Origin of the sequence: Neorhizobium turbinariae (genome assembly GCF_023223505.1) — a bacterium.
Lineage (GTDB): Bacteria > Pseudomonadota > Alphaproteobacteria > Rhizobiales > Rhizobiaceae > Neorhizobium > Neorhizobium turbinariae.
This window is the reverse complement of sequence record NZ_JALPRY010000018.1, coordinates 128,315-153,889: the sequence shown is the minus strand read 5'-3', so window position 1 is coordinate 153,889 and position 25,575 is coordinate 128,315. Positions and strand designations below refer to the sequence as shown.

The 25,575-nt window shown below is 61.9% G+C and carries 29 protein-coding genes; 11 read left to right on the top strand and 18 right to left on the bottom strand.

Annotated elements, in window-relative coordinates; genetic code table 11:
* Nucleotides 1-4 precede the first annotated feature (4 nt).
* The 5 genes from M0654_RS16680 to M0654_RS16660 all read right to left on the bottom strand — a co-directional run bounded on the left by M0654_RS16680 (nt 5) and on the right by M0654_RS16660 (nt 5,790).
* Entirely contained in the window at nt 5-2,047 is a 2,043-nt protein-coding gene (locus M0654_RS16680) for a prolyl oligopeptidase family serine peptidase (RefSeq protein WP_248684064.1), read from the bottom strand.
* A 37-nt stretch (nt 2,048-2,084) separates the two neighbouring features.
* Nucleotides 2,085-2,477, bottom strand: a complete 393-nt coding sequence (locus M0654_RS16675; RefSeq protein WP_118849160.1) for a type II toxin-antitoxin system VapC family toxin — start codon at nt 2,475-2,477, stop codon at nt 2,085-2,087.
* Nucleotides 2,477-2,731: a type II toxin-antitoxin system VapB family antitoxin gene (locus M0654_RS16670; protein ID WP_248684063.1), complete on the bottom strand. Its 255-nt coding sequence runs from the start codon at nt 2,729-2,731 to the stop codon at nt 2,477-2,479. The genes M0654_RS16675 and M0654_RS16670 overlap by 1 nt, the downstream gene beginning before the upstream one ends.
* Before the next feature lie 68 nt (nt 2,732-2,799).
* The gene (abc-f, locus tag M0654_RS16665; RefSeq protein ID WP_248684062.1) at nt 2,800-4,686 is read right to left on the bottom strand and encodes a ribosomal protection-like ABC-F family protein; all 1,887 of its coding nucleotides are present in this window, start codon (nt 4,684-4,686) and stop codon (nt 2,800-2,802) included.
* A gap of 78 nt (nt 4,687-4,764) precedes the next feature.
* The gene (locus M0654_RS16660) at nt 4,765-5,790 is read right to left on the bottom strand and encodes a GGDEF domain-containing protein (protein WP_248684061.1); all 1,026 of its coding nucleotides are present in this window, start codon (nt 5,788-5,790) and stop codon (nt 4,765-4,767) included.
* Nucleotides 5,791-5,998: 208 nt separating this feature from the next.
* On the opposite strand from M0654_RS16660, the gene M0654_RS16655 reads away from it, so the two are divergent.
* Nucleotides 5,999-6,688, top strand: a complete 690-nt coding sequence (locus tag M0654_RS16655) for a glutathione S-transferase family protein (RefSeq protein WP_118849164.1) — start codon at nt 5,999-6,001, stop codon at nt 6,686-6,688.
* Between the two features lie 95 nt (nt 6,689-6,783).
* Nucleotides 6,784-7,206 (top strand): nucleoside-diphosphate kinase, encoded by a 423-nt coding sequence (gene ndk, locus M0654_RS16650; RefSeq protein WP_118849165.1) that lies wholly within the window; start codon nt 6,784-6,786, stop codon nt 7,204-7,206.
* A 61-nt stretch (nt 7,207-7,267) separates the two neighbouring features.
* Here the strand turns inward: ndk and M0654_RS16645 are convergent, their stop codons facing one another.
* Nucleotides 7,268-7,774, bottom strand: coding sequence for a hypothetical protein (locus M0654_RS16645; RefSeq protein ID WP_248684060.1), 507 nt, complete (start codon nt 7,772-7,774; stop codon nt 7,268-7,270).
* Nucleotides 7,771-8,316 carry a CGNR zinc finger domain-containing protein gene (locus M0654_RS16640; RefSeq protein ID WP_248684138.1) on the bottom strand — a complete coding sequence of 182 codons (546 nt, stop codon included), beginning with the start codon at nt 8,314-8,316 and terminating at the stop codon, nt 7,771-7,773. The genes M0654_RS16645 and M0654_RS16640 overlap by 4 nt, the downstream gene beginning before the upstream one ends.
* 64 nt (nt 8,317-8,380) lie before the next feature.
* On the opposite strand from M0654_RS16640, the gene M0654_RS16635 reads away from it, so the two are divergent.
* The 3 genes from M0654_RS16635 to M0654_RS16625 are packed head-to-tail and all read left to right on the top strand — an operon-like array spanning nt 8,381 to nt 9,957.
* Complete coding sequence (locus M0654_RS16635; protein WP_248684059.1) at nt 8,381-9,277, top strand: branched-chain amino acid ABC transporter permease; 897 nt, start codon at nt 8,381-8,383, stop codon at nt 9,275-9,277.
* Between the two features lie 60 nt (nt 9,278-9,337).
* Complete coding sequence (locus M0654_RS16630; protein ID WP_248684058.1) at nt 9,338-9,571, top strand: type II toxin-antitoxin system Phd/YefM family antitoxin; 234 nt, start codon at nt 9,338-9,340, stop codon at nt 9,569-9,571.
* A complete protein-coding gene (locus M0654_RS16625; protein ID WP_248684057.1) occupies nt 9,568-9,957 on the top strand; it encodes a type II toxin-antitoxin system VapC family toxin in 390 nt (129 codons plus the stop codon). The genes M0654_RS16630 and M0654_RS16625 overlap by 4 nt, the downstream gene beginning before the upstream one ends.
* Before the next feature lie 19 nt (nt 9,958-9,976).
* Here the strand turns inward: M0654_RS16625 and M0654_RS16620 are convergent, their stop codons facing one another.
* The 4 genes from M0654_RS16620 to uvrC all read right to left on the bottom strand — a co-directional run bounded on the left by M0654_RS16620 (nt 9,977) and on the right by uvrC (nt 13,518).
* The gene (locus tag M0654_RS16620) at nt 9,977-10,435 is read right to left on the bottom strand and encodes a molybdenum cofactor biosynthesis protein MoaE (protein ID WP_248684056.1); all 459 of its coding nucleotides are present in this window, start codon (nt 10,433-10,435) and stop codon (nt 9,977-9,979) included.
* 61 nt (nt 10,436-10,496) lie between these two features.
* Nucleotides 10,497-10,754 (bottom strand): molybdopterin converting factor subunit 1, encoded by a 258-nt coding sequence (gene moaD / locus M0654_RS16615; protein WP_248684055.1) that lies wholly within the window; start codon nt 10,752-10,754, stop codon nt 10,497-10,499.
* Nucleotides 10,751-11,338, bottom strand: coding sequence for a CDP-diacylglycerol--glycerol-3-phosphate 3-phosphatidyltransferase (gene pgsA, locus M0654_RS16610; protein WP_118849170.1), 588 nt, complete (start codon nt 11,336-11,338; stop codon nt 10,751-10,753). The genes moaD and pgsA overlap by 4 nt, the downstream gene beginning before the upstream one ends.
* A 128-nt stretch (nt 11,339-11,466) precedes the next feature.
* The gene (gene uvrC, locus M0654_RS16605) at nt 11,467-13,518 is read right to left on the bottom strand and encodes an excinuclease ABC subunit UvrC (protein ID WP_248684054.1); all 2,052 of its coding nucleotides are present in this window, start codon (nt 13,516-13,518) and stop codon (nt 11,467-11,469) included.
* 657 nt (nt 13,519-14,175) lie between these two features.
* Between uvrC and M0654_RS16600 the strand changes: the two genes are divergently transcribed.
* Nucleotides 14,176-14,814 (top strand): outer membrane protein, encoded by a 639-nt coding sequence (locus tag M0654_RS16600; protein ID WP_118849172.1) that lies wholly within the window; start codon nt 14,176-14,178, stop codon nt 14,812-14,814.
* Between the two features lie 74 nt (nt 14,815-14,888).
* On the opposite strand, the gene M0654_RS16595 is transcribed toward M0654_RS16600, so the two are convergent.
* Both M0654_RS16595 and M0654_RS16590 read right to left on the bottom strand, forming a co-directional pair.
* Nucleotides 14,889-15,485: a glutathione S-transferase family protein gene (locus M0654_RS16595; RefSeq protein WP_118849173.1), complete on the bottom strand. Its 597-nt coding sequence runs from the start codon at nt 15,483-15,485 to the stop codon at nt 14,889-14,891.
* 51 nt (nt 15,486-15,536) lie between these two features.
* A complete protein-coding gene (locus M0654_RS16590; protein ID WP_248684053.1) occupies nt 15,537-16,226 on the bottom strand; it encodes a ribonuclease T2 family protein in 690 nt (229 codons plus the stop codon).
* A gap of 125 nt (nt 16,227-16,351) precedes the next feature.
* Between M0654_RS16590 and M0654_RS16585 the strand changes: the two genes are divergently transcribed.
* Nucleotides 16,352-17,317, top strand: coding sequence for a lysylphosphatidylglycerol synthase domain-containing protein (locus tag M0654_RS16585; protein ID WP_248684052.1), 966 nt, complete (start codon nt 16,352-16,354; stop codon nt 17,315-17,317).
* 3 nt (nt 17,318-17,320) lie between these two features.
* Here M0654_RS16585 and M0654_RS16580 read toward each other — a convergent pair whose 3' ends face one another.
* Nucleotides 17,321-18,169: a 23S rRNA (adenine(2030)-N(6))-methyltransferase RlmJ gene (locus tag M0654_RS16580; RefSeq protein ID WP_248684051.1), complete on the bottom strand. Its 849-nt coding sequence runs from the start codon at nt 18,167-18,169 to the stop codon at nt 17,321-17,323.
* An 80-nt stretch (nt 18,170-18,249) separates the two neighbouring features.
* Between M0654_RS16580 and M0654_RS16575 the strand changes: the two genes are divergently transcribed.
* Entirely contained in the window at nt 18,250-20,403 is a 2,154-nt protein-coding gene (locus M0654_RS16575; protein WP_248684050.1) for a molybdopterin-containing oxidoreductase family protein, read from the top strand.
* Nucleotides 20,400-20,990: an NUDIX domain-containing protein gene (locus M0654_RS16570; protein WP_248684049.1), complete on the top strand. Its 591-nt coding sequence runs from the start codon at nt 20,400-20,402 to the stop codon at nt 20,988-20,990. The genes M0654_RS16575 and M0654_RS16570 overlap by 4 nt, the downstream gene beginning before the upstream one ends.
* On the opposite strand, the gene M0654_RS16565 is transcribed toward M0654_RS16570, so the two are convergent.
* The 4 genes from M0654_RS16565 to purM are packed head-to-tail and all read right to left on the bottom strand — an operon-like array spanning nt 20,987 to nt 23,475.
* Nucleotides 20,987-21,391, bottom strand: a complete 405-nt coding sequence (locus M0654_RS16565; RefSeq protein ID WP_199925207.1) for a type II toxin-antitoxin system VapC family toxin — start codon at nt 21,389-21,391, stop codon at nt 20,987-20,989. The genes M0654_RS16570 and M0654_RS16565 overlap by 4 nt on opposite strands.
* Complete coding sequence (locus M0654_RS16560) at nt 21,391-21,678, bottom strand: type II toxin-antitoxin system Phd/YefM family antitoxin (protein WP_248684048.1); 288 nt, start codon at nt 21,676-21,678, stop codon at nt 21,391-21,393. The genes M0654_RS16565 and M0654_RS16560 overlap by 1 nt, the downstream gene beginning before the upstream one ends.
* A 46-nt stretch (nt 21,679-21,724) precedes the next feature.
* The gene (gene purN, locus M0654_RS16555) at nt 21,725-22,405 is read right to left on the bottom strand and encodes a phosphoribosylglycinamide formyltransferase (RefSeq protein ID WP_248684047.1); all 681 of its coding nucleotides are present in this window, start codon (nt 22,403-22,405) and stop codon (nt 21,725-21,727) included.
* Entirely contained in the window at nt 22,402-23,475 is a 1,074-nt protein-coding gene (gene purM / locus M0654_RS16550; protein ID WP_248684046.1) for a phosphoribosylformylglycinamidine cyclo-ligase, read from the bottom strand. Before purM ends, purN begins: the two co-directional genes overlap by 4 nt.
* A 177-nt stretch (nt 23,476-23,652) precedes the next feature.
* Here purM and M0654_RS16545 point away from each other — a divergent pair, with 177 nt between their 5' ends.
* Together M0654_RS16545 and hdaA are read left to right on the top strand one after the other, a co-directional pair.
* On the top strand, nt 23,653-24,840 hold the full coding sequence (locus tag M0654_RS16545) for an AI-2E family transporter (protein ID WP_248684045.1): 1,188 nt from the start codon (nt 23,653-23,655) through the stop codon (nt 24,838-24,840).
* Entirely contained in the window at nt 24,837-25,544 is a 708-nt protein-coding gene (gene hdaA, locus M0654_RS16540; protein ID WP_118849184.1) for a DnaA regulatory inactivator HdaA, read from the top strand. Before M0654_RS16545 ends, hdaA begins: the two co-directional genes overlap by 4 nt.
* The last annotated feature ends 31 nt before the right edge of the window (nt 25,545-25,575 follow it).

Sequence of the window (25,575 nt, the reverse complement as noted above, 5' to 3'; positions counted from 1 at the left end):
ACTTTCAGGGCTGCATGATCGTCTGGCGCAGGAAGCTGTAGCCCATCGCCGCGCGTGCAGCCTGCTCGCCGGAATCACCCGCACCGCCGTGGCCGCCGGATCCATATTCATGGAACAGAGGCTGGTGGCCCTGGTCGATCAACCGCTTGGCAAAGCGCCGGGCATGCGACGGGTGCACCCGGTCGTCGTTGGACGAACTCTCGACATAGACCGGCGGATAGCTGGCCTCGCTCGCTGGCTTCACCTGGTGAAGCGGAGAATAACCCAGCATGTATTCGAGATCGGCAGGGTCGTCCGGATTGCCGTATTCATCCATCCAGGCACGGCCGGCCGGGAAGACGTGGAAGCGCGACATGTCAATGACCGGAACGCGGGTCCAGACGGCACCGAAATCCTGCGGATAACGCGTCAGCATCACGGCGGTCAGCAGGCCGCCATTGCTGCCGCCCGTGCAGGCGATCCGCGACGGTTTGGTATAAACGCGCTGCACCAGATCGCGCGCCACCGCAACAAAATCCTCGAATGCCTTGTGGCGTTGATGGCCCTTTGCCGAATAATGCCAGTCCGGCCCAAGCTCACCGCCGCCGCGGATATACGCCTGCACGTAGGCGCCGCCCTTTTCGAGCCAGAGGCCGTTATTGCCCGAATAATAAGGCGCAAGCGGTGAGGCGAAGCCGCCGTAACCATACATGAGCACCGGAAGCTTGCCCTTCGTCCAGGTCTTCGGCAGGACGATGTGGTACGGCACCTTGGTGCCATCCTCCGACGTCGCCTCCAGGAGTTCCGACGTCATTCCCCCGGGATCAAAATAGGCAGGCGCGGTGCCGGTGTGGACGAGCTCCGGTTGCCGGTCGTGATCTCGCAGGTCCAGGCGGTAGGTGCTGTAAGGCAGGAGGAAGCCCTGGCCGATCACCGTCAGGATCTCCTCGCCGAGCGTGAGATCGGCGTCGAGCAGGCGGAAGCTCACCGTTTGCAGTTCCGGCGGCAGCGGCAGTTGTTGCGGTTCTGCGCCGGGCTTCGTCAGGTCAAGCAGGAAGACCTGCGGCACCATGCGGTCGCTGACAATGAAGATCGCCCAGGTTTTCAGAAGCGAGAACTGTGCGATCGACTGCCCATCCTTCGGGGCAAACAGGATGCGCGGTTCACCCAGCTGTTCGGCGGCAAAGGGGGTGATCGGTTGGAGGACAAGGCTGCCCACCGGGAAGCGTTCCGCCGTCTTTGCCCGCCACAGTATATGGCTGTGGTTGATGGAGTAGTCGATTTCGACCGGCAGATCGAGGCGGCGGATCTTGCCCTCGGCGTCGCGCAGATGGGCGCTGGCCTTGCCGATCTCGTGACCGATCGCGAAGACCTCGATCGGGCGCTCGTTCTCCTTGCCGCCCCAGAACAAGGGACTGATGGAAAAGGCCGAGCCGTAGACATCGTCCTTGCCCGCGGCGAAATAGATCTCGGCGTCCTGGGGTTTCTGGCCGCGCTTGAGGCGGCGTCCCACCCGTGGCCAGCCGGAGCGGGTGGCAGACTCCTCGTCGATCGAGCCGAAATAGGCGATCTCGTCACGGCTAAGCCAGCTTGCATGCGAGCGTGCCACCGGCGTGTCAAAGCCGCCTTCGACAAATGCTTTTCTTTCGGTGTCGAACTCCACCAGCCGCAGCAGGTCGGATCCGCCATCGGAAAGGACCAGCAGCACGCGCGTCGGCTCGAAGGGGCAGGTAATGGCACCTGAATAGATCCAGCGTTTGCCCTCAGTCTGGCAGTAGGCGTCAAGATCCAGCACCGTTTCCCAAGGGGCATTCGATCGCGGCTCAAGGTCGGCGGGCAGGCGTCGCCAGATACCGAGCGGGTTATCCTTGGTGCGGTGATAATCGAACAGCCAGGGGCCACGGCGCGAAGGGACGATCAGCCGGTCCTCCCGCTCGATCATCGACTTGATGCGGTCCCGGTCTTGTTCGAACTCCGGCGTCTTCAGTTTCTGGTCGGATGCTTCGTTCAATTCCGCCACGAATGACAGGGTGTTCGGGTCGGTGTCGTTTTCCAGAAACAGGTCCATGGCAGAGGTCTTTCGAATGCGGGGAACGGGGTGTCGCTCAGGCAAGATCGGTAAGGGCGAAGTCGTTGCCGACGTAAAGCAGCGGCTGGCCGGCTGCCTTGGCGCCGGCATAAACAAAGCAGTCGCCGAAGTTGAGCTTGGCCGGGTGGCGGCCCTTGCCGTAGCGGGAGAAGGCATCGATGGCGGCAAGTGCCGTCTCGCGTGTCGCCGGAAGAACCTCTACCCGAAGTTCCGCCAGGAAATCCTCAAGCAGGTCGACGGCTTCCCTGACGTCAATCTTGCGTCGGCTTGCGAGAACGCAGGCCGCTTCAAACATCACAGCCGGCGCAGTACTGAAGCTTTGGCGGGACGTCTCGATAGCGGTGGCGATGCGGTCATAGTCAGGACCGCCGACGAAGTATTCGACGATCGCGGAGGTATCAAGGAACATTAAATGTCCCACATTTCATCGAGGAACTTCTTCTCGTCGAAATCAGGATTGGGCGTACCCATGGACTTGTAGCGGTCCTGCAAAGCCTTCAGCCGCTCGGCAAGCGGCTTTTCGGGTTCTTCTGCGGGCTTGGCAGTTTCGACGACCTTTTCCAGCGCCTGGCGGATGGCATCCGTCTTGGTGGGGGCGTTCAGGATCTGGCGGGCCTGCTCGGCGAGTTGGTTCACCCGCTCGTCACGGACATACAGGGGCATGGCGGCACCTTGTGAATATACATCGAAGGTAGTGTATATTCACAAGCGCTACAAGCCTGGCCGGTAACTCAGCCGGCCATTGCCTCCTCGTATTCGGCGGACAGCATCAACCATTCTTCTTCGGCGGCCGAGAGCTTGGCGGCCGCTTCGCCACGCTCCTTGGCCTTGGTTGCGGCCTTGGCCGGTGCCTTTTCATACAGCAGAGGGTCTGCAAGCTCTTTATCAAGAAGCTGAATCTGCTTCTCCAGCTTTGCCGTTAGCGCCTCGATTTCGTTGATCTTTTTCTTGAGCGGCGCAAGCGAGGCGCGCTTTTCGGCATTCGCCTTGCGCTGTTCGGCCTTGTTGGCCGGCTCGTCCGAAGACGTCACCGGCTTCTCATCCTTCTTGCGGCCTGCCGCGACGATCAGATCGCGATATTCCTCAAGGTCGCCTTCAAACGGCTTCACCGTTCCTTCGTTGACGAGCCACAGCCGGTCGACGGTCGCCTCGATCAGGTGGCGGTCGTGGGAGATGAGGATGACGGCGCCGTCATAGTCGTTCAACGCCTCGATCAAGGCGCGACGGCTGTCGATGTCGAGGTGGTTGGTGGGCTCGTCGAGGATCAGCAGGTTCGGTGCGTGGAAGGCGGCAAGCCCCATCAGCAGGCGTGCCTTCTCGCCGCCGGAAAGATCCTTGGCGGCGGTCGCCATCTTTTCGGTCGCCAGCCCCATCTGCGCGACACGCGCACGCACCTTGGCTTCCGGCGCATCCGGCATCAGCCGGCGGACGTGATCGACCGGCGAGGCATCGGGAATAAGATCGTCAAGCTGGTGCTGAGCGAAAAAGCCGATCGACAGCGACGGCGCGAGCCGCATCTCGCCGCCGTCGGGCTGCAGTCGACCGGAGATCAGCTTGGCGAAGGTCGACTTGCCGTTGCCGTTCGAGCCAAGCAGCGCGATCCGGTCGTCGTTGTCGATGCGGAGCGTGATGTTCTTGAGGATCGGCTGGCCGGGCGTGTAGCCCACCGCGCCCTTGTTGATGACGACGATCGGCGAGGCGGGCTGCTTTTCCGGCGCCGGGAAGGTGATCGGCTGGACGTGATCCTCCACCACGGCGGCCACCGTGCCCATGCGTTCCAGCGCCTTGATGCGGCTCTGCGCCTGGCGGGCCTTCGACGCCTTGTAGCGGAACCGGTCGATGTAACTCTGGATGTGCTTGCGGGCCGCGTCGCTCTTGGCCTTCGCCTTCATCTGCAGTTCGTCAGCCTCGGCCTTCTGCCGTTCAAAACTGTCGTAGCCGCCGCGGTAGAAGGTGAGCTTCTTCTGGTCGAGATGGACGATCGAATTGACCGCGTTGTTGAGCATGTCGCGGTCGTGGCTGATGACGATGACAGTGTGCGGATAACGGCGCACATAGTCCTCAAGCCACATCGTGCCTTCAAGATCGAGATAGTTGGTGGGCTCGTCGAGGAGCAGCAGGTCGGGCTCGGCAAACAACACGGCTGCCAGCGCCACGCGCATGCGCCAGCCGCCGGAAAAGGACGAGGCGGGGCGCAGTTGCGCTTCAGCATTGAAGCCAAGGCCGGCGAGGATGCTTGCCGCGCGCGCTTCCGCCGAATGTGCGTCGATATCGACAAGTCGCATCTGGATCTCGGCGATACGGTTCGGATCGGTCGCCGTTTCGGCCTCCTTCAAAAGCGCCGTGCGCTCCTTGTCGGCGGCCATGACGATCGAGATCAGCGAGTCCTCGGTGCCTGGGGCTTCCTGCGCCACCTGGCCGATGCGCGCGTTGCGCGGGATCGTTACCGAGCCGCTTTCGGCCGCAAGATCACCGGTGATGACGCGGAAGAGGGTGGACTTGCCGGCACCGTTGCGGCCGACAAGGCCTGCCTTCGTTCCAGCCGGCAACGTGACGCTGGCATGGTCGAGAAGCAGGCGGCCTGCGATACGGGCGGAAAGGTTGGTGATCGTGATCATGCGCGGGGTTTTGGCGCAATCCCGCGGTGAAGGCAAGACGGCGGGCGATCATGCCGAGCGCCGCTGTCGTGTCTCGTCTCAGGCGCGCTTCAGGTCGCTGTGGACCACGACCGGCAGGCGCGGATTGTTGCGGGAGACCTCGAGCGCCGCGGTCGCCTGCAGCCGAAGTTCCGGCGGCGAATAGGCATCCGACGTCAGCGACGCGCCAATTGCAAGCGTCAGCGCCGGCGCCCCTTCTGTAACGGCGAAGACCAGATTGTCGGCGATCGATGCCGCAAGACGCTCGGCGATCGGCTGCACGCTGTCACGGGTAACGTCACTGAACAGGAAGGCAAACTCGCCTTTGCCGATGCGCGCGAGGAAGTCGTTCTTCTTGACGGACTTGCGGAAGATGGCAGCCGCCTTCTTCACCAGCCGGTTGGTGGCAGGCTCGCCATAGGTCTGGGCGATATACGGCAGGTCGCGGAGCGAAACGATGAAGAGTGCGACATCGCGCCGGTCCCCCTCTGCGCCATAAAGCGCTTCCAGTCGCTCGGTCAGTGCTGCATGGTTGGGCAGCGTAGTGAGCCGGTCGCGCAGTGTCACGGTACGGGCGGAGAGCGCCTCACGCTCGGCTTCCGCAAGGCGGTCTGCGGCTGCACGCAGGGTCGCTTCGAGCTCGGTTTCTGCAACCACGGCATCCGACAGCGAGACACTCAGGTATTCGATCTCGGCCAGGATATCGGCCGGACCGGCGTTGCTGTCGTTGCGCAGGCTGCGCGCCACCGTTTCCAGCACCCGTGCGAAGCCCTGCTTCTGGGCCACGCCGCTTGCCATCTTGTCACGAAGCTCGTCGAGCAGCTTGATCTCCTGCTCGCGGCCCTTTGGCGGGGTAAGCGCCACGAAGCCGGCGAGTTGGTGGCGGATGCCGATTTCATCGAGCGTGGCCTGCGACGGCTCTTGCGGCAGCGACAGGACTTCCTTCGAGAGTGCAGGGTCCGCCCCTGCGAGGGCATCGTGGAACAGCTCGTAGTTGCGCGGCAAGCCGTCGACGCCGAGCTTGGCCATGTATTGAACGACCGCCTGCAGGTTCCGGTCTTTTGTTCTCGCAGCGTCACCCGCCATCTCTCGCCCCCTGGAGCTGTTTTCTTGTGCGCAAAGACGTGCCGGAGGGCCTTTAAAATATGCTGAAAACGCCGCCCGCACCTGTCGCTAGGGTTAAGGGAAAATGACGAGGCACTCGCGCACAGATGGTGCTCATCAACATTCTTCACTGGTGCATTGGGCCCACCTTCGACATGATGGAGGACCAGGAGATGGCAGGAGGAAACGAATGACGAGAATTCTCTATTCCCTTTGTGGCGCCGACGAGAGCCGGCCATTTTCACCGCACTGCTGGAAGGTCGTTCTGGCGCTGCATCACAAGGGGCTGGATTTCGTGGAGCGGCCTTCGCCCTTCACCAAGATTTCCGAGATCGAGGGCGGTTTCTCCCGCACCGTGCCGATCCTGCGGGATGGCAACGAACTGATCCGCGACAGCTTTACGATCGCGCTTTATCTCGAGGACACGTATCCGGACCGGCCGACGCTGTTTGGCGGGGAGGGGGGCAGGGCGCTGTCGCGCTTCGTTGAACGCTTCACGCAGACGGTCGTCCATCCGGCAATCAGCCAGTTCGCGCTTCCCGACATCCACGACATGCTGGGCGAAACCGACCAAGTGTATTTCCGCGCCAGCCGCGAGAAGATGATGGGCAAGTCGCTGGAGGAAATCCGCGCAGACCGGGACGCCGCGGTGGGAAGTTTTGCGGCAAAGCTCGACCCGGTGCGCCACACCTTCCGCTACCAGCCTTACCTTGGCGGGGAAGGGCCACTGTTTGCCGACTACATCCTGTTTGGCGCGCTGCAGTGGATGCGCATCACGACCGGCGCGCAGGTGCTGACCCATGACGACCCGGTGCAGGCCTGGTTCGAGCGTTGCCTTGACCTCTATAACGGCGTCGGGCGCAGTGTCGCGCCGGCGTGAAAATGCCGGAACCCCCTTGTTTCCGGTGATGCGGGCGGGTAAAGACCGCCCACTTTCTCCGAATTATCGGGCCAAGAGGAACGAAGGGTAGAACAATGGCGATTGAACGCACGTTTTCGATGATCAAGCCGGATGCCACCAAGCGCAACCTGACCGGCGCCATCACCAAGGTATTTGAAGACAACGGCCTGCGCGTGATCGCATCCAAGCGCGTCTGGATGAGCAAGCGCGAAGCTGAAGGCTTCTACGCCGTTCACAAGGACCGTCCGTTCTTCGGCGAACTCGTTGAAGGCATGACCTCTGGCCCGACCGTTGTTCAGGTTCTGGAAGGCGAAAACGCCATCCTGAAGAACCGCGAAATCATGGGCGCCACCAACCCGGCAAACGCCGAGGAAGGCACGATCCGCAAGACCTTCGCACTGTCTATCGGCGAAAACTCGGTTCACGGTTCGGATGCTCCGGAAACCGCAGCTCAGGAAATCGCCTACTGGTTCTCGGAAACCGAAATCGTCGGCTGATCGCCGCGTTCTAAATAATTGAAGAAAGCCGGGGCCAGCCCCGGCTTTTGTGTTTTGTACCTCAGGGACAGTTCGCCGCCTTGGCGTAATCGACGCTGCCATCTGCGCGGTAGACATCCGGATTGGGCGTGTAGCCGGGGCCGACCACCAGCGGCTTCGATGGCATCATCTCCGCCTGGTCCATGTTCGAGGTAATTGTAGTCTCGATCGTCTGCAGCAGGCGGTCGTTATTGCCGACGATGCGGATGGAGACAGCGTAAGGCCGATCCTTACGCACGCATTTGAGTTCCGGGCTCTCCAGCACGACCTTTTCCATCGCCGGAAACAGCTTCTGCCGGACCACGAGCGGATCTCCACCTTGCGGGTTTTCGAACGAGGCCTCGGCATAGGCACCCTCCGGAAAGGGGGCGGTCTTGCGTAGCGTCACGACATAGTTTGCGGCCGCGACACGGTAGTTGAAGATGAACACCCGCCCGGAGAGTTCGGCGATCGGCGCGTTCGCCTCCCGCTGGCAGCCGGCAACGAGCAGCAGCACGAACCCGAACGCGAGGACGCGGCGCATCATCATGCGGTTTTCTCCCTGGAGCGGTGGTAGTGGCGGCTTGCCTTGACCCGGTTGCCGCAGACCGCCATGTCGCACCACTGGCGGCTGCGGTTCTTGCTGCGGTCGATGAACAGCCAGCCGCAATTGCCGCAGATCTTCAGCCGCTCGACCTGACCGGCCGAGAGAAGCCGCAGCGCCGAATGCGCGGTGGCGGCATCAAGCGTGTTGCCGGTGGACTGTCGCAGGTTGTGCGCGATCGCCTCCAGCAGGTCGGCGAGCAGGTGGGTCGTCTCCACCCCTTGGACGCGGGCGCGGAAGTAGCAGTCGATGGCCTCACGCAAGGCGAGGAAACGCGATTGCCGTTCCTGCGGCACGGGGAGGATATCACCGAAAAGCGCGCGTTCGGCGCAGAAGCACTGTGCCGCATCAGCAAAGCTTTCGAGTTGTGCGGGATCGGCAAATCGATCCGTCCTGCGCTCCGGCTGGTGGCGCAGGATCACGCTGTTTGCAACATCCAGCGCCAGCGCGCCGCCGGCGAAACGGTGTGGGGTCCATAAAAAACTCATGGGGTAATATAACTGGTAAAATTCATTTTGCCAGTTATAGATGATCGCGCTTAGAGGAGGTGCCATGGCCTATCTGCTGCAGCAACTGGCGAACGCGGTGCCGCTTGCGACGCTTTATGCAGCCTTGGCGTTTGGCTACTCCCTTGCGTTTGCAGTGACGAAGCGTGCCGACATCACCTATGGCGCGATCTTCGCTTTTTCAGGCCACCTTTATCTGCTGAGCGCGCATTTTGGGTGGGACCGCCTGTGGCTGACGCTGCCGGCGGCGCTTGGCCTGGGCGCGGTCACGGCGCTGGCTGGCGGGGCGGCGGCGGGGCTGACGGTGGGCCAGGTGGTCATGCGGCCGCTGGCGCGCATTTCGCCCAATGCGGTGATTGTTGCGTCTCTCGGCGTGTTGATGGTGTTGATGGAGGGCGCGCGGCTGGCCTCCGATACACGCGAACTCTGGTTGCCGCCCTTCCTCAACAGGCCGGTGATCCTATGGCAGGCCGGCGGATTCCCGGTGACGCTGACGCGCATCCAGTTGGTCAACGCCGCCGCAATGCTGGCGCTGGTTGGCATCGGCTATGGGGTAATCCGGCATAGTCGTTGGGGCAGGTTGTGGCGCGCCGTCGCCGATGATGCCCGAGCCGCAGAACTCTGCGGCACGTCCTCTGCCCGCGTTTTTGTCGGCGCCTATGCCGCCGCCGCGCTCTACGCCTCGCTGTGCGGCATCCTCGCCACCTCGCATTATGGCACGATGGATTTCGGTGCCGGGTTGCTGTTCGGGCTGAAGGTCGTGCTGATCGCAGCCGCCGGCGGGCACGACAGCCCACTCAGGGCGGCAGCCGGCGCCGCGGTCGTCGGCTTGGCGGAAACGCTCTGGAGCGGTTATGGCCCGATCTTCTGGCGTGAACTGGTTGTGGTCTCCGTGCTCGTCCTGGTGCTGGTAGTCAGCCGCCGGGAACGAGAGGTGCCGTGACCTGGAACTGGATTTCCTGCGAAAGAGCCGCTACATCTGGCAAAGCTGATGGAGTGGCCCATGCAAGTGACAATACAGGCTGCCAAGATCGACCTATCGGAACTCATCGAACGCGCCAAGGCGGGAGAGGAAGTCATCATCGCAGATGGGCGGACGCCGGTAGCGAAGATCGTTCCGATGCGGAAAAACACATTCAGGTTTGGCGTACTGCAGGGACAGCTTCCAGGTGATGGGCCAGATTTCTTCCAACCCATGGAAGAGGATGAGCTCGCGCGCTGGGAAGGCATCGCTTGAGCGCCGTTCTGCTCGACACCCATGCCTGGGCGTGGTCGATGTTGGGGCAGGACAGACTTTCAAGAAGCGCGGTTGAGGCGATCAGCAGTGCTGATATCGTTCTCGTGAGCCCTGTCAGCTTTTTCGAGATCGGCCAGAAGGTGCGCCTCGGAAAGTGGCCGGCGATGGCACCGTTTGTCGATCAACTCCCGGACATCCTGGACCAGCAGGGGGCCGGAACAGCTCCGCTCGATCCGCGGATCTGCCTGCGCGCAGCGATGATGGACTGGTCCCATCGTGACCCGTTCGACCGCCTGCTGGCTGCAACCGCCTTGGAGAATTCCGTTCCGCTTATATCAGCAGACCAGGCCTTCGATTCACTCGCAGATGTCCTGCGCATCTGGTAAGGGACTGGCGCTATTTCGTCTACTGCCACTTCTCGCGTGCCGCGTCGTCGGCATCCTTGGCCGGGACCCATTCGCCGGCCGTGCCATCGGCAGCGTGTTCCTTCTTCCAGAAGGGGGCGGCGGTTTTCAGGAAGTCCATCACGAAGTTGGCGCCGTCGAAGGCTGCCTGCCGATTCGGTGCGGCTGCGATCACCAGCACGATGTTTTCACCCGGCAGGATCTTGCCGTAGCGGTGGATGGCGGTGAGCCCCAGCAGCGAAAACCGTGTCATCGCCAGGTCGGCAATCCGTCGCATCTCGGCTTCGGCCATGCCGGGATAATGTTCAAGCTCCAGCGCAGAAAGTTGGCCTTGCTCGTCACGGCATAGTCCGGTGAAGGTGACGACGGCGCCGATATCCTTGCGACCGGCTGTCAATGCGTCGATCTCGACCTGCAGGTCGAAGTTCTCGGACTGGACGCGGATAGTGGGCACCGTCATGTGCGACCTCCTGGCCTTGCGACCGTCGCGGGCGAGCATGGGAGGCGCTCCACCATCGGGATCAGCCGCCGGTCATTGGCGGGAAGATGCCGATCTCACGGGCGCCGGCGACCGGCTCGTCGTGCTCGACATGCTCCTGGTTGATCGCGACGCGGATCACGTTGGTGTATTGCAACGCGTTCTCGTACTCTTCGCCAAGCCCCTTCAGGTGCTCCAGCAGGTCACGCACGGTAACGACGCTTTCCGGAAGGACGATCTCTTCCTCGCCCTTGCCGATGCGTTCGCGAACCCAGGCAAAATAAACCAGATTGACCTTCATTCTTCGTCCACCAGGTGTTTGACCCCCGCACGGAAGTAGTCGTAGCCGGTGTAGAAGGTGAGGATCGCCGCGATCCACAGCAGCGCGATGCCCATTTCGGTCGTGTAGGGCACGATCTTGTCGCCGGCGGGGCCCGCCAGCAGGAAGGCGATCGCGACCATCTGGATGGTTGTCTTCCACTTGGCGATCCTGGTTACCGGCACGGATACCTTGAGTGCGGCGAGATATTCGCGCAGGCCGGAGACGAGGATTTCGCGGCATAGGATGGTGATGGCGGCCCAGAGCGACCAGCCGGCGATCGTCTGGTCGGCGGCGAGGAGCAGGAGGACGGCCGCGACAAGCAACTTGTCGGCGATCGGATCGAGCATGCGGCCGATATTGGAGGTCTGGTTCCAGATCCGGGCGAGGTAGCCGTCGAGATAATCGGTGATCGATGCGACCGCGAACAGCACGAGGGCGGTCCAGCGGGCGACGTCGGAGCTTTCGAGCTGCCCCTCGATGAAGAAGCAGCCGACGATGACCGGCACGGCCAGGATGCGCGCATAGGTGAGAAGGTTCGGGATGTTGTATGCGCGGGAAGCCATAGCGGACCTGTACTTATGTTTGCCTCTAGTTGAGACTTTGAGCGACGAGCGTCAACCGCCCAACAGCCATTTACCAGAGATATGTATCGCTGCCGAGACGGGCCGCAACTGGATGGACTAACGCCAGCTCAACCCGCCCGGTTTTCGTGGAAGTGGTTGTAGATCTGCTTCGCCACGGCCTCTGAAATGCCCTCGACCGCCATCAGATCACTGACGCCGGCGCGCGACACGGCCTTGGCCGTTCCGAAATGTTGCAGGAGCTTGCGCTTGCGGCCGGGGCCGATGCCGGAGATCTCGTCGAGCGGATTGCGGACCATCTCCTTCTTGCGCCGCGCCCGGTGGGAACCGATCGCAAAGCGGTGCGCCTCGTCACGCATGCGCTGGATGAAATAAAGCACCGGATCGCGCGGGGGCAGGGAGAAGTCGCTGCGTCCATCGGCGAAGAAGCGCTCGCGTCCCGCGTCGCGGTCGACACCCTTGGCGACACCGATGGCGGTCACGACATCACGGATGCCGAGTTCGTCGAGGATGGCGCGCACGGCGGTCATCTGCCCCTGGCCACCATCGATCAGGATGAGGTCCGGCCAGGCGGGGAAGCCCGAGTCGTTGATGTCATCCGATGTCGATGCGGCCGTGGCGGATTTGCTGCGGTCCGGGATGCCTTCTTCCTTGATGAGGCGGGAAAAGCGCCGGGTCATGACCTCGCGCATCATGCCGAAGTCGTCGCCCGGGGTGATGTCCGTCGATTTGATGTTGAACTTGCGGTACTGGTTCTTCACGAAACCTTCAGGCCCCGCGACCACCATGCCGCCCACCGCATTGGTGCCCATGATGTGGGAGTTGTCGTAGATCTCGATGCGGCGCGGCACGTAAGGCAGAGAGAAAGTCTCTGCGAGGCCCTGAAGCAACCGCGCCTGCGAGGCGGTTTCGGCGAGCTTGCGTCCATGAGCTTCGCGCGCATTGGCGAGCACGTGGCCCACGAGATCCTTCTTTTCGCCGCGCTGCGGGACCGAGATCGAAACTTTGTGGCCAGCCTTCTCACAAAAGGCCATGGCGAGCAGGTCCTGTTCCTCGACGGTCTCGGATAGCAGGATCTGCTTCGGCACCGGCTTGTCGTCGTAGAACTGTGCCAGGAAGGCATTGAGGATCTCGGCACCCGACATCTGCGGGTCGGCCTTCGGGAAATAGGCCCGGTTGCCCCAGTTCTGGCCGGTGCGGAAAAAGAACACCTGGATGCAGGAGAGGCCACCTTCGTGGTGGATGGCGAAAACATCCGCCTCCTCGACACCGGCCGGGTTGATGCCCTGGTGGCTCTGGACATGCGAAAGCGCCGAAAGCCGGTCGCGATAGATCGCTGCGCGCTCGAAATCCAGGTCTTCGGATGCTTCCGCCATCTGCGCCGCAATCGCCGCCTTCACGTTCTGGCTGCGGCCGGAGAGGAAGTCCTTTGCCTCGCGCACGAGTGCTGCATATTCCTCGTCGCTGATCTCGTGGGTGCAGGGACCGGAGCAACGCTTGATTTGATAAAGAAGGCAGGGGCGGGTGCGGCTTTCAAACACGCTGTCGGTGCAGGTGCGCAGCAGGAAGGCGCGCTGCAGCGAATTGATCGTGCGCCCCACGGCCGCGGCCGATGCGAACGGCCCGAAATAGTCGCCCTTGCGGGCGCGCGCGCCGCGATGCTTGAAGATCGCAGGGGCGCGATGATCGCCGGTGATGGTGATATAGGGAAACGACTTGTCGTCGCGCAGAAGCACGTTGAAGCGCGGGCGCAGCCTTTTGATGAGGTTGGCTTCGAGCAGCAGCGCCTCGGTTTCCGTCCGAGTCGTGACGAATTCCATGTGCGTGGTTTCGCGCACCATCCGCGACAGGCGGTTGGAGTGGACGCGGCCCTGCGCATAGTTGCTGACCCGCTTCTTGAGGCTGCGCGCCTTGCCGACATACATGACGTCGCCGGCTTCGTTGAACATGCGGTAGACGCCCGGCGCATTCGGCAGGTGCTTGACGAACTCGGCAATGAGTTCGGCGCCCTTTAGTCCGCTCTCGTTGCGAAGACCTTCGTTCCAGTCGATCGACGCGACGGGGCCTGCGCTCTCGCTTGGCTCGGGCAGCGCCAGATCGTCTTCGTCGTCTTCGGTCTCGTCATAGAGAACGCCGCCATCAGGCAGCTTCGCTCCGTTCATTCCTCAGTCTCCGCCAGCGCCGATGATCGGCAACTGGTTCTTTCGGGCGGACAGATGATGCCACCATTCTTCGCAATGTCATTTAAGCCGGTGAATCACCGCCCGTTTCAGCTTTCGGGATGTCCGCTAGAAATAGTGACTCGGGCCCTGGATTGAAAGCCACGCTTGGCGGCGGAGGAAGGCAAGAGGATGCTGACCCTCAGGAACCGCGCCACAACAAGGCAGGAAACGGGCAGGCGAGGGTGGCGGAGCCATTTGCCAGCCATGGAGACTGTCGATCCTGCTGTTTTGCACCCGTGATTTCTTCGCATTACCATCGCGATAAACCCGCGAAACTTGGCTTCCAAGTGAATCGTGCCTGGCCCATCGGATGCAGTGGCGGCACGAGTTAATATATTGACGTGGTTCGACTTGAGTATTAACTTGGAATATACAGTTGTGAAGATTGTAATACTTATGATAACGTATAGTTAGGGTTAAGGAAATACCTGTTGCGATACAGCAACATCCAATTTTCGCCATGCGCGCGCCACAATCAATTCACAATTCGGCTCTTTCAATTCCTCAATTGGCCGCCACATTCGTCTCCAGCGGGCAGGGAACATTTGTCGCGGCCTTCGCGGCGGCTCCCGGCACAGCAGTAAAGGAGAAAATTGTATGCGTATTCTCATCGCAACTCTGATGGCATCGGCAGCCAGCTTCGGCGCATTTTCAGCGGCCAATGCAGCAGATGCCGTTGACGAAATCCCACAGGCTCCCGTTGCCATTGAAGAAGCAGCCCCGGTAGCAACCTGGGAAGGCTTCTACCTCGGTGGTTACGGCCAGTACAACTGGGGCCGTTTTGGCGGCGCTGGCGACCGTGACGGTCAGTTCGGCGGCGGTGCATTCACCGGTTACAACTGGCAGTCTGGCCAGATCGTGTACGGTGTCGAAGCTGACCTTGGCTACAGCGGCAACGAAAACAACACGATCGAAGGTTTCCGTGGCGAAGCCGGCTGGAACGGCTCTATCCGTGGTCGCGTCGGTTATGACCTGAACCCGTTCATGATCTACGGTACGGCTGGTCTGGCGCTCCAGGACAACGAACTCAGCGACGGCACGACCTCTGACAGCAAGACTGGTGTCGGCTACACGGTTGGTGCAGGTGCTGAAGCCTTCGTCACGAACAACATCACGGCTCGTGTCGAATATCGTTACACCGACTACGGCACGGATCGTTACGACCTGTCCGGCGGCTCGGTTTCGAAGGGCTTCGACGACCACAGCGTTCGCCTCGGTATCGGCGTCAAGTTCTAAGCAGCAAGGCTGGATTAAAACAAAAGGCCCGGATGCAAATCCGGGCCTTTTGTTTGTTCGGTCGAGCTTGACGCTCAGGCCGATGATTTCATCGACGCATAGTCGACGAAGCGCTTGGAAAACACATAGGTCCAGGCGGCGAGCTTCGGACGACCACCCGCCCATTGCCCGTCAAAGCGAAGATCGAGGTAACCGATCAGCGAAGCAAGCGCGAAATGGCCGCCATGCAGCTTCTTGCCGGTCTTCGGCAGGTTGTTCTCCAGGTAATCGAGACCGCGCACGACCTTGCCCCACTGCTTGTCGATCCACGGCTGGTGCACCTTCGACTCGTCGCGTGAGCGACGCTCGTAGACGATGGCGAGCAGGCAATCGAGGATACCGTCGCATAGCGCCTCGAGCACCTCGGCTTCGGTGCGCTTGGCGTCCTTCTTCGGGTAAAGCTTGCCGCCCGACATGCGGTCGAAGAAATGCATGATTGCGACGCTGTCATAGATCGGCGGTTCGCCATCGCGGATCAGCACAGGGATCTTGCCGAGCGGGTTGTTGTCGGTGAGCTCTGGCGGCGCGGCGTTGGTGTCCGTCTTCACCTCGGTGATCTCGATGCCGAGATAACGGGCGGCCATGCGAGCCTTCGCCGAATAGGGGGAGGCGGGGGAATAAAGCAGTTTCATGGGTTCCTCGGTTGTTCCTCTGGTTTTCCTCTGGGGGCTTCTCTTGTTGTCTCAACGCGCCGGCGGCATGGTCACGTTGCTGATCCGGCAGCCGCCGCGATCGACTTCCGCGCAGTCGCGAAAGCGCAGGTCCTTGGTCAGGCAGATGCGCACCTCCTCGAGCCGCCGGCCTTCGCAGCTCGTGGCGATGCCGCGGCGACTCATGCCGGGATTGGCGGCAACGAACTTCTCCTCGATCGCGTCCGTTGAAAGGGTGAGCGCGGCGCGGCCCGAAGCGAGATCATCCGGGATGCGGATGCGGTTGAAGGCTTCGCGGGTTTTGGCGAGATACTCCCGCTGGGTGAGGCCGGTGCAGCTTCCGTGCTTGCGCCACTGGTGGCCGATCAGCCCCATGGACGGCATGATGTCCATGAATGGGCGGCCGACATTGTTTGGAACGCGCGCTGGTTCGCCGCTGGAGCAGAAATCCGGATAACCTTTTTCGTATTGCGGCCAAAGCCCATGGACGACGAAGCGAAAATTCTTGTCGGTGCCGCATTGGTCGCGGTTGCCGCTGCTCTGGGCGGCGCAGAAGGTCGGCGACCATGACAGCGACAGGACATAGAAGTCGAATTCTCCGGCGCGTTCGCCGCGCCGTTCCTGTGTCCGCTGCTGGGAAAACGCCGCGGTAGAACCGAGTGCCACCAGGACGGTGAGGGCGGCGGCAAGAAGGGAAGCGGTCGCTCTAGGGGTAAAGGCCATGGTCAATTCTCGAAGATTTGGAACGCGTTATCATCTTTGAAGGTTGAACAACCGTGTACCGGATGACTACACTAGCGCGTTCCGTTCAGGCAGGGCGGGAAAGATGCGGAGATTGGCAAGGCTGGATGGCATTAAAGAAGTACCTGTGGCCGGCGATAGGCGCCCTGACGATAGCGGTTTCGGCTTGGCTTCTCTACAAGGAATTGCGTGGTCTGTCGCTTGACGACCTGGGCCAAAGCCTTGAGGCCATCACTCCGGGTAACTGGGTTCTGGCAGGACTTTCGACGCTTGTCGCTTATGCCGCGCTTGCAGGATACGATCGCATCGCGCTGATGCACCTGGGCAAGAAGGTCGACTGGTGGTTCATCAGCATCTGTTCCTTCACCACCTATGCCCTGTCCCATAATGTCGGTGCGTCCGTCGTTTCGGGGGCGGTGGTCCGCTACCGCGCCTATTCCTCCAAAGGCCTGACGCCGGCCGAGATCGGCGTGCTGATCGCCGTCTGCTCCTTCACCTTCCTACTCGGCACCCTGCTGCTTGCAGCACTGGTGCTCATCATCGAACCCGAACTGGTTGAAAGATTCGCCGACGTGGTGCCGATGGAAGCGACAGCCGGCACCGGTTTCTTCCTGCTGTTCCTGATTGCGCTGTATGTCGGGGCAAGCTTCCTGAAGCTTCGGCCGCTCAAGCTCGGCAAGATCAACATCTTCTACCCGTCGCCGCGGGTGGTGCTGCCGCAGCTCATCATCGCACCGATCGAGCTGATCGGCGCGGCAGGCATCATTTATTTCGCGCTGCCGGAGGCCGGCAACCCGGGCTTCCTGATGATCCTCGGCATCTTCCTGGTGTCATTCTCGGCGGCCTTGATCTCGCACGCGCCGGGCGGTCTCGGAATCCTCGAACTCGTCTTCCTGATGGGGCTGCCGGACATGAACCAGGCCGACGTGATCGCCGCCCTGCTCGTCTTCCGCCTGTTCTACCTGCTGATCCCGTTCGTGATGGCGCTCGTGGTGATCGTGGTTTTCGAACGCTCGAGGTTCCGCTCGGAGACGCTCGCCGAGCCGGAGCAGCAAAAGCTGGAAAACTCCTGACCGCTACTCACCGTGCAGCCAGAAGGCGCGCTGCGAGGCGAACCGATCCTGGGCCAGCACCGACTTCAGGACCGGCAGCATGGTGTGCAACTCATCCTTCAAAGTGAAGGGCGGATTGACGATCACCAGGCCGGAACCGCTAAGGCCTGTCGTTTCGCGGTCGCTACGGACAGTGAGTTCGGTGCAGAGCATCTTGGGGATGTCCAGCGCTTGCAGTTCCTCATGGAAGGCCTTGATCGGTGCGCCCTTCTTGATCGGATACCAGAGGCAATAGGTGCCGCCGGCAAAACGGCGATAAGCATTGGCCAAGCCGCTGACGAGGCGGCCATACTCGCCTTCTTCCTCGAAGGGCGGATCGACCAGGATGACCCCGCGCTTTTCCTTGGGCGGAAGATGTGCGCCGAGTGCCAGCCAGCCGTCCAGCTGCGTCGCGCGGACCTGGAAATCGCCTTCGAACAGGTTGTGCAGGCGGTGGTAATCCTCGGGATGCAGTTCCATGGCCGACAGCCGATCCTGCGGCCGAAACAGCATGCGGGCGAGCTTTGGCGAACCAGGATAGAGCTTGATCGCGCCCGTCGGGTTGAGTTCGCGGATGGCAGAAAGATAGGGCTCCAGCAGTTCGGTTGCCGGTGCGGGTAGCTCAGCCTCAAGTACCCGTCCGATGCCGTCGCGCCACTCGCCGGTCTTTTGTGCCTCCTCTGACGACAGGTCATAGAGCCCGATGCCGGCATGCGTGTCGAGCACGCGGAAGGCCTTTTCCTTGTTCTGCGCGTAGCGGATGATGCGCGCCAGCACCGCATGCTTCAGGACATCGGCGAAATTGCCTGCATGGTAGATGTGCCGGTAGTTCATGATCTTGCCGTCCGTTGAATTTCTTTGCCGCGGTGCGAAAGACGCTTTTTGCGCGCCTTGCCTTGCCATATAGAAAAGCCATGAACGTTGCGACCCCCATCATTGCAGAAGTCACGCCGGCCAAGCGCAAGATTGGCCACAATTCCGTTGGCCATACGGTCTGCCCACATGACTGTCCCTCCGCCTGCGCGCTTGATGTCGACTTGACCGCGGACGGCCGGATCGGCCGGGTTCGCGGCTCTGCGGACAACAGTTACACGGCCGGCGTCATCTGCGCTAAGGTCGCCCGCTATAGTGAGCGGATCTACCATCCGGACCGGCTGATGGTGCCGACGCGCCGCATCGGCCGCAAGGGCGAGGGCGCCTGGCAGGAGATCTCCTGGGAAGCGGCGCTGGACGAGGTCGCCGATGCCTTCGTGAAGGCGGAAGCACGGCACGGTTCGGAAGCCGTGTGGCCATACTTCTACGCCGGAACCATGGGTCAGGTGCAGCGTGACTCGATCGAGCGGCTGCGGCATGCCAAGAAATATTCCGGCTTCTTCGGCACGATCTGCACCAACATGGCCTGGACCGGCTATGTGATGGGAACAGGGGCCCTGCGGGGGCCAGATCCGCGCGAGATGGCAAAGTCCGATTGCGTGGTGATCTGGGGCACCAACGCGGTCTCGACGCAGGTCAACGTGATGACCCACGCGATCCGGGCGCGCAAGGAGCGCGGCGCCAAGATCGTCGTCATCGACATCTACGACAACCCAACGATGAAGCAGGCGGATATCGCGCTCACCGTGCGTCCCGGCACCGATGCCGCGCTCGCCTGCGCCGTGATGCACATCGCATTCCGCGATGGTTACGCCGACCGCAGCTACATGGACCTGTTTGCAGACGATCCCGTCGGCCTTGAAGCGCATCTGAAGACAAGGACGCCGGAATGGGCGTCCGCCATCACGGGCCTGTCGGTCGCGGAGATCGAGAAATTCGCGCGGCTTGTCGGAACGACGAAGCGCACCTTCTTCCGGCTCGGATACGGTTTTGCGCGCCAGCGCAACGGCACCGTGGCCATGCATGCCGCGCTCTCGATCGCCACGGTGTTGGGCTCCTGGCAATACGAAGGCGGCGGCGCCTTCCACAACAACGGCCAGATCTTCCGGCTCGACAAGTCCGAACTGATGGGCACCGCCTACAAGGACCCGGACATCCGCATGCTCGACCAGTCGCAGATCGGCCGGGTGCTGACGGGCGACGCGGAGGCACTTCGACATCGCGGGCCGGTGACGGCAATGCTGATCCAGAACACCAACCCGATGAACGTGGCGCCTGAACAGCGTCTCGTCCGCCAGGGCTTCATGCGCGACGACCTGTTCGTGGCCGTCCACGAGCAGTTCATGACCGATACGGCGCAGGTTGCCGATATCGTGCTGCCGGCCACGATGTTCTTGGAGCACGACGACCTTTACCGAGCCGGCGGGCAGCAGCACATCCTGCTCGGGCCGAAGGTGACAGAGCCGCCGCCAACGGTGCGCACCAATCTCTTCGTCATCGAGGAACTGGCAAAGCGCCTTGGCGTCGATCACTTTCCGGGCTTCGGGCTCGACGAGCGCCAGCATATCGACAAGATCCTGCAGGCGAGCGGCTGGGGCAGCTATGACGAGCTGAAGCGCGACCGCTGGATCGACGCGCAGCCGGATTTCGAGACGGCCCATTACATCAGGGGCTTCGGTTACCCGGATGGGAAATTCCGCTTCAGCCCGGATTGGAAGAACGGTCCGTCCCCGGACAAGCCGCCGGCGAATGTCGGCCCGCAGGGGCCGTACGCGCAACTGCCGCGGTTCCCCGACCAGGTGGATGTCATCGAAGTGGCCGACGCCGAGCATCCCTTCCGGTTGGCCACATCGCCGGCGCGAAGCTTCCTCAACTCCTCTTTCAGCGAGACCAAGAGCTCCTACGAGCGGGAAGGACGGCCGGAAGTGATGATCGAGCCGACCGACGCGGCACGCCTCGGGATCGTTGACGGCGATGTCGTGCGGCTTGGCAACCAGCGGGGCGAGGTCAGGCTTCATGCGCGGCTCGTGCCGGGCGCGCGCCCCGGTGTGCTGATCGCCGAAGGGCTGTGGCCGAACAGCAAGCACCTCGACGGCGAGGGGATCAATGTGCTCACCGGAGCCGATGCCGTGGCGCCTTATGGCGGGGCGGCATTCCATGACAACAAGGTCTGGCTTCGCAAGGACGCAGCATGACAGATGCCAATGATCGGGTGAAGATCGTCGGCGAGACAACGCTGTCGGACGGCTGGACGCGCCTTTCAGACTTCGAGATCGACTACACGGACCAGCGCGGCGAAACGCAACGGCTGAAGCGCGAGATCTACCATCGCGGCGAAGCGGCAGCGATCCTGCTGCATGACCCTGAGCGAGACACAGTCGTCCTCGTCAAGCAGTTCAGGCTGCCGGCGCATCTGCTCGGCGACCCGTCCTGGATGATCGAGGTTCCGGCGGGACTGCTGGACAGCGACCAGCCCGAGGAAGCGATCCGCCGAGAGGCGCTGGAAGAGACGGGATACAAACTGCGCGATGTGCGCTTCCTGTTCCGGGTCTATATGTCGCCCGGCGCGATCACCGAGAGGGTGCATTTCTTCTACGCGCCGATCAGCCAGTCCGACAAAACGGAAGAGGGCGGCGGGCTCGCGGAAGAGCACGAGGACATCGAAGTGCTCGAGGTCATGGTCTCGGATGCCATGGCGATGATCGAGCGAGGCGAGATCTGCGATGCCAAGACGATCATGCTGCTGCAGTGGCTGCAGTTGAACCGCGGAAGTCTCGGTTAGGCGAGCAGCGGGCAGCCAGCTTGCAATGCGGCGGCGGCCAACCGCTGGTCGAGCGTCGCGAGCGCAAGCTTCCGCTCCAGCGCGAGTGTCAGATAGGCGGCGTCGTAAGCAGACAAGCTGTATCTTGAGCCGAGATCAAGAACCGCAGCATCATCATTGACTGGTATGGTCAGAATGTCGGAGCGGCGAAGCTTTGCAAGAGCCTCCTTGGCCTGCTCAACGCTGATACGTTTTCGTCGGCAGGAGACTGCAAGAACGTTTCGAACCTCATACCAGAGAAGATCCGGCGCGATGGCGCCAAACTGTTGCAGCCTGTTGAGTGAGACTTCACTGAGGGCTTGCTCCTCGTCAGGAAGGACCCAACTGCAAACAACGGAAGCATCCACGACAAAGAGCGCCACTAACGGCGGCCTTCGCTTTTCCACTCCAGTATTTCGTCAGTCTTGACCTTTGGCATGGTCCTTCGAAAATCGCGTATGTCCTCGATGAGGGCGCGGCGGCGCTCCTGTTCTTGCTTGGGAAGTTCGCCTGCATCGCCCAAGTCTTGTTCGGGCGCCGATGCCAATGTGGTCAGCCGCGCGACCGGGGTATCACCTTTAGCCAAGATGACATCTTCGCCAGCCTCGACCTTCGCGAGAAGTTCAACGAGATTAGCGTCAACGACATTGACCGTGATCGTCATGACCATGCTCCATCCTAGGATGAGGCCATTCTCAAGGTGGCGGGGAACTGCGTCAAGCAGAAATCAAGACACCGCTCTGCAAGCTGGTATCACGCAAGTGGTCAAGCACCACGCGTCCATCCTCCATGCGGGCTTTCCCGTCCGCCAGGAGCTGGAGCGCAAGCGGGTAAAGCTTGTGTTCGACCGTCAGCACGCGGGCGGCGAGCGAATCGGCCGTGTCGCCGGGCATGACCGGAACCGCAGCCTGGGCGACGATTGGACCTTCATCCATGCCTTCGGTAACGAAATGCACCGTGCAGCCGGCAATCTTCATGCCGGAATCGAGCGCCCGCTGGTGGGTGTGCAGTCCCGGGAAGAGCGGCAGCAGCGAGGGATGGATGTTGATAATGCGGCCCTCATAACGGCTGATGAAGGCGCTCGAGATCAGGCGCATGTAGCCGGCAAGGCAGATGATGTCCGGGCGGATCTCATCGAGCGCTGACAGAATGGCGGCTTCGTGCTCTGCCTTGGTCGAAAAGTTCTTCCGCTCGAAGACGCGTGTCGGAATCCTGCGCGCTTCCGCCTTGGCCAGGCCTGCCGCAGAAGGCTTGTCAGAGATGACGGCAACGATCTCGGCAGGGAAATCCGGTTGGTTGCAGGCATCGGCCAGTGACAGCATGTTCGAGCCGCCGCCTGAAATGAACACGACGACGCGCTTGCGCCCGCCAGCCGTCCGCGCCGCAGGCTCGCTCATAGGCCGAGCGTGCCCTTGTAGACGACGCCGGCGCCACCTTCGGCGCGATCGGTCATGCGGCCGAGCGGCACGACGAGCTCACCTTCGCGGGTGAGCACATCGGTAACGGCCTGCGCATTCTCGGCGGCCACGACGATGATCATGCCGATACCGCAGTTGAAGGTGCGCAGCATTTCCTTGGGCTCGACGCCGCCTGTCTTGGCAAGCCATGAGAAGACCGGCGGAACGGGGATGCTATCGAGATCGACTTCGGCCGAAAGGTTCTTCGGCAGCACGCGCGGAATGTTTTCCGGGAAGCCGCCACCGGTGATGTGGGCGAGTGCCTTCAGTGCACCCGTCTCGCGGATCGCCTTCAGGAGCGGCTTCACGTAGATGCGCGTTGGGGTAAGCAGCGCTTCGCCGAGCGACTTGCCGTCCATGAAGGGGGCCGGAGCATCCCAGGCAAGTCCCGAGATCGAAACGATCTTGCGAGCGAGCGAGAAGCCGTTCGAATGGACTCCCGACGAGGTGAGGCCGAGGATCACGTCGCCGCTGGCAATATCGCCGACCGGCAGCAACTGGCCGCGTTCGGCCGCGCCGACGGCAAAGCCGGCGAGGTCGTAGTCGCCATCCGAATACATGCCGGGCATCTCTGCGGTCTCGCCGCCGATAAGCGCGCAACCTGCCTCGCGGCAGCCGGCGGCAATGCCCTGCACGATCGCCGCGCCTTGTTCGGGATCAAGCCTCCCGGTCGCGAAATAGTCGAGGAAGAACAGCGGCTCGGCGCCCTGAACAACGAGGTCGTTGACGCACATGGCCACGAGGTCGATGCCGACCGTGTCGTGGAAGTCTGCGTCGATCGCGATCTTCAGCTTGGTGCCGACGCCATCATTGGCCGCAACCAGGATCGGATCGGTGAAGCCGGCGGCCTTCAAGTCGAAGAGCCCGCCGAAGCCGCCGATCTCTCCATCGGCACCGGAGCGTCGGGTGGAGCGGACAGCCGGCTTGATCTTCTCGACCATCAGGTTGCCCGCGTCGATATCGACGCCGGCATCGCTATAGGTCAGACCGTTCTTGCCCGCCTCGCTCATCATCCATCTCCAATGATTGCCATAGCGGCTCGCAATTGCATGGCACGCACGGATATGCAAGCGGCGCGGCAGGTTTTGAAGGCTTTTCACAGTTTGTGCGGCGCATCAGCCTTGTGCTTGACCTTGAAGGGGGCGCCGATCATATCCCTTAGCCCAAGATACACCCAAGGAGCGATCATGCCCTACCATATCAGCGGCGCCAGTCTGAAGCGCTACGTCCTGTTCTGGGTCGGCATGCTGGTCGTGACCATTGTCTTCCTCTGGCTGTTCCGGTCCATCCTCCTGCCGTTCGCGGCCGGCATGGCGCTCGCCTACTTCCTCGACCCGATCGCCGACTGGTTCGAACGCCGGGGCCTCAGCCGGTTGATGGCAACCGTGCTGATCCTCGTCAGCTTCGTCCTGATCTTCGCGCTGTCGCTCATGCTGGTGATCCCGATCATCATCAGCCAGTTCACGCAGTTTGCCGCAGCGCTTCCGGGCTACATCACGCAGTTACAGCAGATCATTTCCAACCCTGAGAATTCCTTCCTGCCGCCCTGGATCAGCAGCCAGATCGAGACGGTGAAGCAGAATTTCTCCGACGTGCTGAGCCAGGGCGCTGGCTTCATCGGCTCGCTGCTCGGGCAGATCTGGAACTCCGGCAAGGCGATCGTCGACGTCGTGTCGCTGCTGATCGTCACCCCGGTCGTTGCCTTCTACATCCTTCTCGACTGGGACCGCATGATCGCCAAGGTCGACAGCTGGATTCCGCGCGACCAGGTGAACACGGTCCGCGAACTGGCTCGCGAGATGGATTCCTCGGTTGCCGGATTCATCCGTGGCCAGGGCTCGCTCTGCCTGATCCTCGGGATTTATTATGCTGTCGGGCTGTCGCTCGTCGGGCTGAATTTCGGCCTGCTGATTGGCTTCGTGTCCGGCATGATCAGCTTCATCCCCTATATCGGCTCGCTGATCGGCCTCATCCTGTCGATCGGCGTGGCGCTGGTGCAGTTCTGGCCGGATTATCCGTGGATCATTGCAGTCGCCTGCGTGTTCTTCTCAGGACAGTTCATTGAAGGCAACATCCTGCAGCCGAAGCTCGTTGGTGAAAGCGTTGGCCTGCATCCTGTCTGGCTGATGTTTGCGCTGTTTGCCTTCGGTGCGATGTTCGGCTTCGTCGGGCTGCTGATCGCCGTACCGGCTGCGGCTTCCGTCGGCGTGCTTGTACGCTTCGGAATGTCGCGGTATCTCGACAGCGACATCTATTATGGCCGCGCTGCAGCGCTTCCCTGGGAGGCGGACGGAACGTCACCACAGGCGCTGGAGCACGACGGCCAACCGGCGCAGACCGATGCTGCGCTTACCACCGTGGCGGAAGAAAAATGAGCGCGACAAACGGACACGACCGGCGCAAGAGCGAGCAACTGCCGCTGCAGTTTGCGCATGACGCCGCAAAAACACGCGATGACCTGCTGGTCTCCGAGCGGCTTGCCGCAGCGGTAGCGATCGTTGACGAATGGCCGGTTTGGCCGTCGCCGGTGGTGGTGCTCGCCGGCCCCGTGGGGTCCGGAAAGTCCCATCTTGCGCACATCTGGAAGGACAAGGCGGGCGCCGCCGACATTCATCCGGTCGAGGGTTCGGATGCGGCGATGGTGGCCGCACAGGTACCTGTTCTGTTCGAGGATGCCGAGCGGCGCGGATTTGACGAGGCGGAGCTCTTCCACGTGATCAACAGCGTGCGCCAGCACAACCAGACGCTTCTCATCACCTCCAGGCTCTGGCCCATGTCCTGGGGCGTGGAACTGCCTGACCTCAAGTCCCGGCTGAAAGCGGCCACCGTGGTGGAGATCGGCGAGCCTGACGAGGAGCTTCTGTCGCAGGTGATCGTGAAGCTCTTCGCCGACCGCCAGCTTTATATTGATGACAAGCTGGTGGCCTATATCGTGAACCGGATGGAGCGCTCGCTCGGTGCCGCGCAAACCATCGTCGATCGGCTCGATCACCTGGCGCTTGCCCGCGGAACGAGGATCACCAGGCCGCTGGTTGCGGAGGTTCTGTCCGGCTTCGGAAATGCGGAAGCCGCCGATTGACTGTGACAATGGGCTCGTCGAAGTGTACCCT